Here is an 11,970-nt window from a genome sequence, read left to right as displayed (position 1 = left end):
CGGCGCCCGGCCGCGCCGACGTCGCCGCCGCCTGGCCCCGGTCATGGTGCTGGCGCTGCTCCTGGTGGTTCCCGGGGTCTCCTACGCGCAGGCGCTGACCTATCCCGGCAGCGCGTCCTGGCAGGACCGCACGGTGGAGTGGGTGCGCGACCACGGCGGGGGTGGCGCGGTCAACGCCGTCGAGAACTGGCTCTACAGCCGCCAGGTGCCCTCGCAGGCCGCGCCGGCTCCGGTCCGGCTCCCCGGATGGGACGCGGACCGCCCGGGGGCGGCCCCGGCCTTGCCCGCCCCGACTTCGCGCCCCGCCTCCCGCCGCTCCGGCGTACTCGCTGCGGCGACGGCGCCACCCGCGCTGCCGGTGCTCTCCGCGTGGCGGGCGTTGGCCGGGGAAGGCGTCTGGGTCCCTGGTCGGGTCGATGCCGCCGGACGCCCGGCGCTGTTCACGAGCTACCTGCGCCCCGACCCCCGGTACGCCGGCGTCGTCGTCGGGGTCGCGTGGATCCGCTCCGCCGACACGGTGGCCCACCTGGTGCCCGGCACGCGCGAACCCGGGGGGATCTGGCCCGGGACCGCAAGCGTGCCCGCGGCCGACGTGCCCGGCCTGGTGGCCACGTTCAACTCCGGGTGGCGCACGCGGGACCACCCGGGCGGCTTCTACCTGGACGGCGCCGGCGCCGGGACGCTGCAGGACGGGCTGGCGTCGCTCGTCATCGACCGCTCCGGGCACGTGCGGGTGGGCCAGTGGGGCCGGGACGTGACGATGTCCGCCGACGTGCGCGCCGTCCGGCAGAACCTCCACCTCGTGGTCGACGGCGGAGCGCCCGTGCCGGGTCTGCCCGCCAACGCCGACGACAGATGGGGCAGCCCCTACAACCAGCACCAGTACACGTGGCGTTCCGGGATCGGCACTGACAAGCACGGCAACCTCGTCTATGTCGCCGGCGCGGGCCTGACGCTGGCGACCCTCGCCGACGCGATGACCGCCGCCGGGATCGATCGCGGCATGGAGCTGGACATCCACAAGGGCAAGGTCGCATTCGCCAGCTGGCACCCCGTCGGCGCCGGCGTGGCGGCACCGAAGCGCCTGCTGCCGGACATGCCCTCCCTGCCGGACCGCTATCTCGCGCCGGACCAGCGCGACTTCTTCTACCTCACCCTGGGGCCGTAACGATGTCCCTCGGCCTGGACCGCGCGGACTCCGGGCGGCTCCGGGGACCGCTCCGGCACGGCCTCGGCATCGCCCTGGTCCGGACCGCCCGTCCCGCACAGTGGCCCAAGAACCTCCTCGTGCTGGCCGCGCCCGCCGCCTCCGGCACCCTGCTGGCCCGGGGCGTGCTGGCCCCCGCGCTGGCCGCGGCGGCGGTCTTCACCATCGCGGCCAGCGCCACGTACTTCGTCAACGACGCCGCGGACGTCGACGCCGACCGGGCGCACCCGGAGAAGCGCCACCGGCCGGTGGCGGCGGGGCTCGTCGGCCGGCAGACGGCCTACCGGGTCGGCCTGCTGCTCGCAGCCGTGTCCCTCGCAGCCGCGGCACCCCTGGGGTGGGGGCTCACCGCGGTGGCGGGCGGGTACCTCGCGCTGACCCTGAGCTACAGCAGGTGGCTCAAGGCCGTGCCGGTCGTGGACATCCTCGCGGTGGCCGGCGGGTTCGTCCTGCGCGCCGTCGCCGGAGCCCTGGTCACCGGTCTCGCCCTGTCCGACTGGTTCCTCCTCGTGACGCTGTTCGGCTCCCTGTTCCTCGTCGCCGCCAAGCGTGCCGCCGAGCGACGCCGGAGCGCCGCGGGTGCCGTGGGTGGTGTGGGCGCCGTCGGCACGACGGGTGCAGCGGGTGCCGTGGGTCGCCGCGTGTTGGCGGTGTACCCGCCCGGCTGGCTGGACCAGGTCATGACCGTCGCGCTCACCGGCAGCGTCATCGCCTACGCGGCGTGGGCGTTCCAGTACGTCGGCGCCGACGTGTCCCGGCCCGTCCTGGCCCTGTCGGCCGTCCCGTTCCTGGCCGCGCTCCTGCGTTACAGCCTGCTCACTTTCGCCGGGGGTGGCGAGGCCCCCGAGCACATGCTCACGGACCGCTTCCTCGTGGGTTGCGGCTTGGTCTGGGCGCTGCTCGTCGGCGCCGGCCTTTACCTCACATGAGCGCCCGGCGGCGGGGTGGGTGCGGGCCCCCTCACGGCCTGCGGCGACGCGGGCCCCGAGGGGCGAAGAACGTGCGGTACGCCGTCGTCCTCGGCAAGGCGGTGCGCTGGCTCACCCGCCTGCGGGGCGGCGGCTCGGCGCTCCCCGGCCTGGTGATCGAGAGGCTGGATGGCGGGTTCACACCACGGACGCTCGCGCAGCTCCCGCAGGGCGTCGCGGTCGTCAGCGGCACCAACGGTAAGACGACGACCACGAAGATGGTCGCCGCGCTGCTCGCCAGCCAGGGGCTGAGGGTGTTCACCAACAGGTCCGGCAGCAACTGGTCGCGAGGTGTGGCGGCGGCCCTGCTCGGCGAGGTCGACACCCACGGGAGGCTGGCCGCCGACATCGCCGTCCTCGAGCTCGACGAGGCGCACGCCGTGCCCTTCGTGGCGTCCACCCCGCCTCGCTTCAGCCTCCTGCTGAACGTGGCACGTGACCAGCTCGACCGTTTCGGAGAGGTGGACACGACCGCGAGGCTGCTCGAGCGCACCGCGCGTTCCACCTTCGACACGGTCATCCTGAACCGCGAGGACCCCCGCGTCGCCGTCTTCGCCGATCGGCTTCCAGCCACCACGAAGGTCCGCTTCTTCGGGCTTAGCGACAGTCTTCGCGCCACGTTCCCGAGCGACGACGACCTGTACGCGGCCGTACCGTCCGCCGTCGTCTCCGACCGCCCGGCAGACGTCACGCTCGACGCCTTCGACGAGGAGGCAGCAACGTTCACGGTCGCCGGCCAGCCGTACCGGACCGCGGTGATGCTTCAGGGTGTCTACAACGCCTTCAACGCGGCGGCGGCGCTCAGCCTCGCGCGGGCGGTCCTCGGCGACTCCGCCACGCCCCGTCAGCTCGTCGACGCCCTCGCCGACATCGCCCCGGCCTTCGGTCGTGGCGAGAGGCTCCTCGTCGACGGCCTCCCGCTCGAGCTCGTGCTCGTCAAGAACCCGAGCGGCTTCCGGCTCGGCCTGCAGTCCTTCGCGCCCAAGGGGCACGCCACGATGATCGCCATCAACGACAGCTATCCCGACGGCCGCGACACCAGCTGGCTCTGGGACGTCGAATGCACGGGCCTGCGGGACGGCGGCGTCCTGGAGGTCTCCGGTGTGCGCGCCTACGACATGGCGTTGCGGCTCCAGTACGACGAGGTGGCGGTCGGGCACGTCACGACGGACCTGTCCCGGGGGCTGCGTCACTTCCTCGAGGCCGCCAGGGGGAGACCGAAGTGCGTCTACTGCACGTACACCGCCATGCTCGCGCTACGGCGCGAGCTCGCGAAGCTGACCGAGGTGGAGGCGATCTCATGATCGGTTCCGAGCGCCCGACCGTCCATGTCATCCACCTGTATGCCCACGACATGAACGTCTACGGGGACTGGGGCAACGTGCTCACACTGACCCGCCGCCTGGACTGGCGCGGGTACGACGTCAGACTGACCCGGTACGACACCGGTGACTCGCTCCCGCGGGATCCCGACATCATCGTGGGCGGCGGGGGGCAGGACTCGGGGCAGGAGAAGATCCAGACGGACCTCCTGGCCATCGGCCCGCAGCTGGTCGACCTCGCCGAGCAGGGCGTGCCCATGTTGATGATCTGCGGCCTCTACCAGATGTTCGGGAAGTTTTTCAGGACGGCAGAGGGCCGCACGATCCGGGGCATCGGCATGCTCGACATCGAGACCTCTGCCGGGCCGGAGCGACTGATCGGCAACATCGTCACGCACAACGCTCTCGGTGACGTGGTCGGCTACGAGAACCACAGCGGCCGTACCTTCCTCGGCGACGGCGTGCGACCGTTCGCCACGGTGGTGCGGGGCGCCGGGAACAACGGCCTGGACGCAACCGAGGGCGCCGTGCGCAAGGAGGTCATCGGGTCCTATCTCCATGGTCCCCTCCTCCCGAAGAACCCCGCGGTGGCCGACCAGCTGATCGAGCGTGCCGTCACCCGCAGGTTCGGTGGATGTTCCCCCGTTGCCATCGACGACCGCCTGGCCGCGCTCGCCTCGAGGGTGGCCGCCAGACGGCCGCGATGATGGGGAGCTGGAGGGGGCGGGCGGACGCCGACAGGAACCGCCCTCGTGGCGTCGGCACTCAGGCCCTTCTCAGTGCGACATGCGCATCCTGGCCTCCGGTCGGTGCCCCGGCACATGGAAGGAGTACCGATGTTCGCGTCACTCACGGCATCGCTCGTCGCCGTCATCGAACGCCATGGTCTGGTGGCGGTGATCCTCGGGCGGTGGGTCGGTGTGCTGCGCGCCCTCGTCCCGGCGGTCGCCGGGGTCGCGCGGATGCCCTACCGCCGCTTCCTGCTGGCCAACACTGCGGGCGGGGTGAGCTGGGCGCTCGTGGTGAGCCTGCTCGGCCACGGCGCCGGGACCGCCTGGCCGCAGGTGGAGGCCTGGCTCGGGCGGGGCGGCGACGACGGGCGCGGGTCCACGTCGGGCGTGCCGGGTGACCCGGCGTTGGCCGAGGCCGGCCGATGAGCGCCGAGCACCGCGCGGCCCGACCGGTGGCGAGGCTGTGCGTGGTCATCGTGCTGGCCGTCCTGGCGGCGGTGGCCGCGGGCCTCGTGTGGAGCGCCGTGGCCCACCACGTGGGGCTGGCCCGCTACGACCAAGGCGTCACGAGCTGGGCGGTCGCGCACCGCAGCCCGGTCATGGACGTGGTCATGCGGACCGCCACCTTCCTGGCCGGCACCCCGGCGGTCGTGGTGCTCTCCCTGCTCGCGGCGCTGTGGTTGCGCCGTCGGACCGGTGCGTGGGAGTGGCCGGCCATCGTGCTGGGCGCGGTCGCGGTGCAGGCGGTGCTCGCCGCGGCCCTCAAGTCCCTGACCGCCCGGCCGCGTCCGGCCCTCGCCCTTGAGCTCGGCCCGCCCGCCCGCACCTTCGCGTTCCCGTCAGGGCACACGCTGGCGGGCGGCACCCTCTGCCTCACCCTTGCCCTCGCGGTCGTGATGACCACGACCCGCCGGTCGGTGCGGGTGCTGGCCGCGGCTCTCGCCGTCGTGGCCACCGCGGCGGTGGCGGCTAGCCGCGTCTACCTCGGCTACCACTGGCTCACCGACGTCGCCGCGAGCGGGCTGCTCGCGGTGGCGATCACTGCGCTCGCCGCCACCGTGGCGCTGCTCCTGCCCGCGCGGGCGGCGACCGCCGCGGCCGATCGTGCACGTGCCGGTCATGCGGTGGTCACCGCGGCGGCGGTGGGGCACGCTGAGGGAGATCAGGCAGGGCCGCCGCCGCCGTCGGCGCGCGAGACGGAGACGCGATGAAGGTACTGGTCGTGGAGGACGAGGTGCGGCTCGCGGACACCGTGCGCCGGGGCCTGGTCGCGGAGGGTTTCAACGTCGACGTGATGCACAACGGCGTCGACGGGCTGTGGGCGGCGACCGAGAACGGCTACGACGTCGTCGTCCTCGACATCATGCTGCCCCGGCTCAGCGGCTACCGGGTGGTGGAGGAGATGCGCGCCCGGGGCGTGTGGACGCCCGTGCTGATGCTCACGGCCAAGGACGGCGAGCACGACCAGGCGGACGCCTTCGACCTCGGTGCCGACGACTACCTCACCAAGCCGTTCTCCTTCATCGTGCTGGTCGCGCGCCTGCGGGCGCTGGTGCGACGCGGCGCCCCGGAACGCCCGTCCGTGCTCGTCGCCGGGGACCTCTCCCTCGACCCGGCCCAGCGGCGCGTGCGGCGTGGCCGGACCGAGATCCCGCTGACGCCGCGCGAGTTCGGGCTGCTCGAGTTCCTCATGCGACGCCCCGGCGACGTGGCCACCAAGGCCCAGATCCTCCACGGCGTCTGGGACGCCCACTACGACGGTGACGACAACGTGGTCGAGGTCTACGTGGGCTACCTGCGCCGCAAGATCGACCAGCCGTTCGGCCGCCGCACCATCGAGACCGTCCGCGGCATGGGGTACCGCCTGTCCGCGGACGGCAGCTGATCCGCGCGCCGGGGAGCGCTACACCGAGTGCGCTACACCGAATGCGCCTCGACACGCCGCGTGCGGCAGCTTGTAAGGGGCGCACTCGAGGTGTCGAGCAGCACTCGATGAGGTGGGCGCCCGCCGAGGCGCGGCCGGCATCGTCGTCCACATCTCTCCCAGGTGCCGCGCTTCCCACAAGGCGCCCGGGGCCCCGGGCTTTCGCCGGCCGCGCAGGCCAGTGTGGGCCCGTGGATACGACGGGCAGCCCGATCATCCTGACCAGGCAGCGCACAAATCTCGGTCTCGAGGGCAATGAACGGCGCGGGGCAGCGGAGCCGCGACTGACCCGTGTGCGGCGCGGCGCGTACGTCGACGCCGCAGTCTGGGAACGCTCGCGGCCGGCCGCGCGGTACTGGTTGCTGGTGCAGGCCACCGTCGCGGCCGCCCGGTCCGAGGTGATCCTCTCGCACGAGTCGGCCGCGGCTGCCCTGCGGATACCGGTGGTGGGGCCCTGGCCCCAGCGTGTGCACGTCGTGGGAGAGGTCGCGGGCGGCGGACGGTCGAGCGGCCTCATCGTCCGGCATGGCGTGCGGAGGCTGCCCGCCGTGGTCCTCGTGGGTGGCCAGGCAGTAACCTCGGTAGCGCGGACGGTTCTCGACCTGGCCCGAACCCGGACTTTCGCCTCAGGTCTAGCCAGCGCCGACTACGCCCTCGCCACCGACGCCATCACGCAGGCCGAACTCCTCGCGGAGCTCGAAGGGATGCGGGGAACACGGGGCTATCGGCGCGCACGCCGGGTGGTGGCGATGGCGGACGGCCGGTCGGGATCGGTCGGGGAGTCTTTGAGCAGGGCGCAGATGCATGAGCTGCACCTACCGATACCCGAGCTGCAGCGCCCGTTCTTCGATGAGGACGGTTATGTCGGGCGCACAGATTTCTGGTGGGAAGAGCGCCAGCTCATCGGTGAGTTCGATGGGAAGGCGAAGTACCAGCGTGACGGATATGCCGGCAACACCGACCCGGCGGAGATCGTCTGGCAGGAGAAGCGCAGGGAGGACCGTCTGCGTCTGCTCGCCTCGGGATTGACCCGCTGGACGTGGGCCGACGCGTGGGACCAGGAACGCTTCCGCCTCATCATGGCACGCGCGGGGATCCGCCCCGACGGTGGCGGCCCGTGAGCGTGCTCTCCCCATCCACTGCTGCTCGACACACGGTCTGCGCCAGCTGGCAAGGGGCGCACTCGAGGTGTCGAGCAGCACCCGATGAGAGCACCGGAGGAGGGCGTGGCTACGGGCAGGTGTGCGGGAGCGCGCGGTGCGCGGGCGTGCGAATGAGTGAGCGGTGCGCGTGCGAGCGCGCGGTGCGCGGGTGTGCGGGGCGGGAGGGCTACAGCCGCCCGGCGGCCTTGAGCCGGAGGTAGGTGTCGGCCAGCGCGGGCGCGAGGTCGTCCGGCGCGGCCTCGACCACCTCGACACCGCGCCGCCGCAGGCGCACGGCGACGGCGTCGCGCTCGAGCTCGCCGCGCTCGGCGGCCGCGGCGTCGAAGACCGCGTCGGAGTCGGAGCGGTCGCGGCGGATCGCCTCCACCTCGGGGTCGGAGGCCGAGGCCAGCACCACGGTGTGGTCCCGGGTCAGGGCCCCCGCCACCGGCAGCAGCCCGGACGTCACCGCGGAGGGCTCGAGCGCGGTGAGCAGCACCACCAGGGCGCGCTGGGAGAGTGTGTCGCGCACGACCTGCGTGACGCCCGGCCAGCTGATCTCCACCAGCGACGGCTCCAGCGGCGCCATGGCCGCGGCCAGCGCGCCCATCAGCCGGGGCCCGTGCTCGCCGGCGACCCGAGCGCGGACCTGGTTGTCCACGGCCACGAGGTCCACGCGGTCCCCGGCGCGGGAGGCCAGCGCCGCCAGCAGCAGCGCCGCCTCGATCTGGGCGTCCAGGCGCGGCGCGTCGCCGAGCCGGGCCGCGGACAGGCGGGCGACGTCGAGCACGATGAGCACCCGCCGGTCGCGCTCTGGGCGCCACGTCCGAACGACCACGTCCCCGCCGCGGGCGGTGGCGCGCCAGTCGATGGCGCGGACGTCGTCGCCGAAGACGTACTCGCGCAGCGAGTCGAACTCGGTGCCCTGGCCGCGCACGAGCACCGCGGTGCGGCCGTCCATCTCGCGCAGCCGCGCCAGCCGGGAGGGCAGGTGGCGCCGGGAGGTGAACGCGGGCAGTACCCGCAGCACCGCCGGCGCGGCCAGCGAGGCCTGCCGGGCGGCCAGCCCCAGGGGCCCGAGCGCCCGGACGGTGACGAGGTCCGCGGCCCGGTCGCCGCGGCGGGTGGGCACGAGCGTGGTGCGCACCCGGCGGCGCTCCCCGGCGGGGACGGTGACGCGGTGCCGGTTCGACGCGGCGCTCACCGAGGGCGGCCAGGCGTCGCGCACCAGCGCCCGCAGCGTCCGCGGGCCGGGGTGCGCCACGGTCAGGGTCGACGTCGTCGGCTCGCCCAGGCGCACCGACCCGGCGACGTCCCGGCTCACCGAGACCCGCCTCGGGGACGCGGCCAGGGCGGCGTCCACCACGCAGGCGAGCACGACCAGCGCCGCCCACACGCCCACCGTCAGCGGGCGCGGCCACAGCAGCACCGGCACGACGCCGGCGGCGGCCAGCAGCGCCGCCCGGGTGGTGGGGACCATCAGCGCGGCACCGGCACCGCGGCGAGCACCCCACCCAGGACGGTCTCCGCGGTGACGCCCTCGAGCTCCGCCTCGGCGCGCAGCTGCACGCGGTGGCGCAGCGTCGGGTGGGCCAGGGCCTTGACGTCGTCGGGGGTGACGTAACCGCGCCCCGAGAGCCACGCCCACGCCCGGGAGGTGGCGAGCAGCGCCGTCGCCCCGCGCGGCGAGACGCCGAGCGAGAGCGAGGGGGAGGTCCGCGTGGCGCGCACGAGGTCGACGATGTAGCCGAGCACCTCGGGGGCGACCTGCACGCCGGCCACCTCGGCGCGGGCGGCGGCGATGTCCGCGGCCCCGGCCACGGGCCGGATCCCCGCCCCGGCGAGGTCGCGCGGGTCGAAGGCGTGGCTGTGCCGGTAGAGGACCTCGATCTCGTCGCGGCGCTCGGGCAGGGGGAGGAGGACCTTGAGCAGGAACCGGTCGAGCTGCGCCTCGGGCAGGGGGTAGGTGCCCTCGTACTCCACCGGGTTCTGGGTGGCGACCACCATGAACGGGTCGGGGAGCGGGCGCGGCACGCCGTCGACGGAGACCTGCCGCTCCTCCATGGCCTCGAGCAGGGAGGCCTGGGTCTTGGGGGGCGTGCGGTTGATCTCGTCGGCGAGCATGAGGTTGGTGAACACCGGGCCCTCGCGGAAGGAGAACTCCGCGGTGTGGGCGTCGTAGACGAGCGAGCCGGTGACGTCGCCGGGCATGAGGTCCGGCGTGAACTGCACCCGCTTGGTGCCCAGGTCCAGGCTCGCGGCGAGCGCGCGCACGAGCAGGGTCTTGGCGACGCCGGGCACGCCCTCGAGGAGCACGTGCCCGCCGCACAGCAGCGCGATGACCAGGCCTGTGACGGCCGCGTCCTGCCCGACGACGGCCTTGCCGATCTCGTCGCGCAGCCCGCCGAGCTTCTCGCGCGCCTCGGACGGGGCGGCGACCGGGGCGACGGCGGGGGTGCCCGGCTGGTGGGCGCCGTCCCGGGGACCGCGCTGGTTCGCGCCGGGCTGGTGAGCGCCGGCCGCCGGTCCGCCGTCGTGGCGCGCCTCGGCCCGGTACCGGCCGGGCTCCTGAGTGCCGGGCGGGTACCCACCGGGCTCCGCGCCGGGCCGGTCCTCGCCGGGCCGGTACGCGCCGGGCTGCTGCGTGGCGGGCGGCTGGCCGTACGGGGGATAGCTCACGATCGGTGAACCTCGCTTTCCAGGGTGTCGAGCGCGGTGGACAGCGCCAGCAGTGCGGCGTCGCCGGTGGGGGGTGGTCCGTACAGCAGGGCGCCGAGCTCGTCCGCGCCGCGGCCGGTGGCGCGGGCGACGGCGTCGACGAGGGTCTCGGCGCCCGCGGACCGGGGCAACCCGAGGGCGCCCGCGAGCCGGTTGGCGGCGCCGGCGCGCAGGGCGGCGGCGGCGTGGTCGTACGCGCGGGAGCGCCGGTACAGGCGGCCGCGCCCGCGGGTGGTCTCCGCGGAGCGCACGACGACCGGCATGACCTCGGTGACCACGCGGCCCATCGCCCGCCCGCGCCCCAGGGCCAGCACGGCGACGGCGACGGCGAGCATGAGCAGGACCAGCTGCGCGCGCACCGGGACGCCCGGCACGACGTCGTCGATGCCGGCGGACGCGTCGAGCGCCGACGGCAGGTACCACACGAGGTTCTCGTGGTGGCCGAGCATCCGCAGCGTCAGGGCGGCGTTGCCGTCCTGCGCGAGGTGCTCGTTGGTCATCACGCGGGCGTCGGCGAGGTAGCGCACGGTCTGGTTGCCGTGCTCCCACACCGCGTAGGCGCCCGCGCCCTCCTTGCCCACCGGGAAGCAGACGACGACGCCGGAGCCGGGCTCCGCCGTCACCGAGCCACGGGAGAACGCCAGCCGCGAGGCCGCGTGCGCGTCGGGGTCGGCGCACCGGGCCTGAACGGGGTCGGCGGAGCCGGCGCCGCTCGGCGTGACCGGAGCGCCGAGGCCCTCGAGGGTGCCGTATGTCGCGCCCACGACCACCAGGTCCGCCCCCGTGCCCAGCAGGTCGGCGCGCTGCCCGGCGGACAGCAGCGTCACGTCCGTGACGAGCACGGTGCTCTCCGGGCCGGCGAGCGCGCCGGCCTCCGCGAGGGTGGTCGCCTCCTGAACGCGGACACCCTGCTCGCGCAGGAGGACCGCGGCGGCGCGGGCGCCGGCCGGCTCGGCGTTGTCGGGCGCGAGGGGGCGGGTGGAGGCGCGCCCGGTCACGGCGTAGGCGAGCAGCAGGAGCGCGGCGAAGCCGGCGAGGACCAGGACGGCCATCCGGTGCCGGTGCCACCACGAGCGCCCGCGGCCCCCGCCGGCCGCCCGGTCGCCGGCGGGACCGGCGGCGCCATGGGCGCGCTCGTGTCCGGTGCCTTCGTGGCCGGCGCCGCCGGGCTCGGGCGCGCCGGGGGCGGCCCACGGGGTGCTCGACGTGGTCGCGCTCACGAGTCCCGCCCGTCCGCGCCGCCGCGTGCCTCGGCGCCCGGCTGGGCGCCGACCAGGCGGGCCGCGTCGTGGCCCCCCGGCCCCCCGACGGGGCGGGCGGGCCGGGCGTGGGCGACCTCCGTCGCGAGTCGGCGCAACGCCTCGTCGTCCGGCTGCCCGGGCGTGGTCCGGCCGTACCGGACTCCGTCGAAGAGATCCCCGGCCCAGATCAGGCCGGCGGTGACATCCGGGAGCCGCTCCGCCGCCAGCGTGGTGGCCTCGTGCGCGGTGAGGCCGGGCCGGTCGTCGAGGATCGCGCGCTCGTCGAGGCCGCGGATGATCGAGCGGAAGCGCTCGAGCACGGCGAGGGCGAAGTCACCGCGACGGGCCGCGGCGTCCGCCGTCGCGGCGAGCTCGGCACTGGTGCGGTAGTCCTCGAACAGCGCCGAGGATCCGGCCACCAGATCCGCGGCGCGGCGGCGCCTCGCCCGGCCGCCCAGGGCGAGGGCGAGGGCGACGACCCCGACGAACAGCACCACGAGGATCACCGGCACCAGGGCCGACGGGGTCGCGCCGCCGAGCCGGCCGAGGCCGTCGAGGAGGCTGCCGAGCCAGTCGGCGATGCGGTCGAGGAGGCTGGGGGAGGTGTCGTAGACGGCCTTGGACAGCTCCCGCTCGGCCCAGCGCCGCGCCTCGGCGGCGTCCGGGTCGACCGGCACGCCGCGGGCGAGCGTGAGCCACAGGGTCGGAACCAGCACC

Annotated in this window: 12 protein-coding genes; 8 read left to right on the top strand and 4 right to left on the bottom strand. The window is 74.9% G+C overall.

Features of this window, described 5'->3' with window-relative positions:
- The first annotated feature begins 43 nt into the window (after window positions 1-43).
- From EJK16_RS18050 to EJK16_RS18015, 8 genes are all read left to right on the top strand, one after another.
- Window positions 44-1,168 (top strand): phosphodiester glycosidase family protein, encoded by a 1,125-nt coding sequence (locus EJK16_RS18050; RefSeq protein ID WP_127131864.1) that lies wholly within the window; start codon window positions 44-46, stop codon window positions 1,166-1,168.
- Window positions 1,169-1,170: 2 nt separating this feature from the next.
- Window positions 1,171-2,136, top strand: coding sequence for a decaprenyl-phosphate phosphoribosyltransferase (locus tag EJK16_RS18045; protein ID WP_127131862.1), 966 nt, complete (start codon window positions 1,171-1,173; stop codon window positions 2,134-2,136).
- 71 nt (window positions 2,137-2,207) lie between these two features.
- Entirely contained in the window at window positions 2,208-3,479 is a 1,272-nt protein-coding gene (locus EJK16_RS18040; protein WP_240646150.1) for a Mur ligase family protein, read from the top strand.
- Window positions 3,476-4,204 (top strand): type 1 glutamine amidotransferase, encoded by a 729-nt coding sequence (locus EJK16_RS18035; protein WP_127131859.1) that lies wholly within the window; start codon window positions 3,476-3,478, stop codon window positions 4,202-4,204. The genes EJK16_RS18040 and EJK16_RS18035 overlap by 4 nt, the downstream gene beginning before the upstream one ends.
- A gap of 129 nt (window positions 4,205-4,333) precedes the next feature.
- Window positions 4,334-4,654, top strand: coding sequence for a DedA family protein (locus tag EJK16_RS18030; protein WP_164737407.1), 321 nt, complete (start codon window positions 4,334-4,336; stop codon window positions 4,652-4,654).
- On the top strand, window positions 4,651-5,439 hold the full coding sequence (locus EJK16_RS18025) for a phosphatase PAP2 family protein (protein ID WP_127131855.1): 789 nt from the start codon (window positions 4,651-4,653) through the stop codon (window positions 5,437-5,439). Before EJK16_RS18030 ends, EJK16_RS18025 begins: the two co-directional genes overlap by 4 nt.
- Window positions 5,436-6,113: a response regulator transcription factor gene (locus EJK16_RS18020; RefSeq protein WP_127131853.1), complete on the top strand. Its 678-nt coding sequence runs from the start codon at window positions 5,436-5,438 to the stop codon at window positions 6,111-6,113. Before EJK16_RS18025 ends, EJK16_RS18020 begins: the two co-directional genes overlap by 4 nt.
- A 230-nt stretch (window positions 6,114-6,343) precedes the next feature.
- Window positions 6,344-7,273 (top strand): hypothetical protein, encoded by a 930-nt coding sequence (locus tag EJK16_RS18015; RefSeq protein WP_127131851.1) that lies wholly within the window; start codon window positions 6,344-6,346, stop codon window positions 7,271-7,273.
- 208 nt (window positions 7,274-7,481) lie between these two features.
- Here the strand turns inward: EJK16_RS18015 and EJK16_RS18010 are convergent, their stop codons facing one another.
- From EJK16_RS18010 to EJK16_RS17995, 4 genes are read right to left on the bottom strand one after another with little or no spacing between them, the layout of a single operon-like run.
- Window positions 7,482-8,774 carry a DUF58 domain-containing protein gene (locus EJK16_RS18010; RefSeq protein WP_127131849.1) on the bottom strand — a complete coding sequence of 431 codons (1,293 nt, stop codon included), beginning with the start codon at window positions 8,772-8,774 and terminating at the stop codon, window positions 7,482-7,484.
- Window positions 8,774-9,973: a MoxR family ATPase gene (locus tag EJK16_RS18005; RefSeq protein ID WP_240646149.1), complete on the bottom strand. Its 1,200-nt coding sequence runs from the start codon at window positions 9,971-9,973 to the stop codon at window positions 8,774-8,776. Before EJK16_RS18005 ends, EJK16_RS18010 begins: the two co-directional genes overlap by 1 nt.
- Entirely contained in the window at window positions 9,970-11,232 is a 1,263-nt protein-coding gene (locus EJK16_RS18000) for a DUF4350 domain-containing protein (protein WP_127131847.1), read from the bottom strand. The genes EJK16_RS18005 and EJK16_RS18000 overlap by 4 nt, the downstream gene beginning before the upstream one ends.
- A complete protein-coding gene (locus tag EJK16_RS17995; protein ID WP_205739835.1) occupies window positions 11,229-11,969 on the bottom strand; it encodes a DUF4129 domain-containing protein in 741 nt (246 codons plus the stop codon). The genes EJK16_RS18000 and EJK16_RS17995 overlap by 4 nt, the downstream gene beginning before the upstream one ends.
- Between the last annotated feature and the right edge of the window lies 1 nt (window position 11,970).

Origin of the sequence: Georgenia sp. SYP-B2076, assembly GCF_003991205.1 — a bacterium.
GTDB lineage: Bacteria > Actinomycetota > Actinomycetes > Actinomycetales > Actinomycetaceae > Georgenia.
Note: the sequence above shows the minus strand (reverse complement) of the source record. Positions and strands in the feature narration are given on the sequence as shown.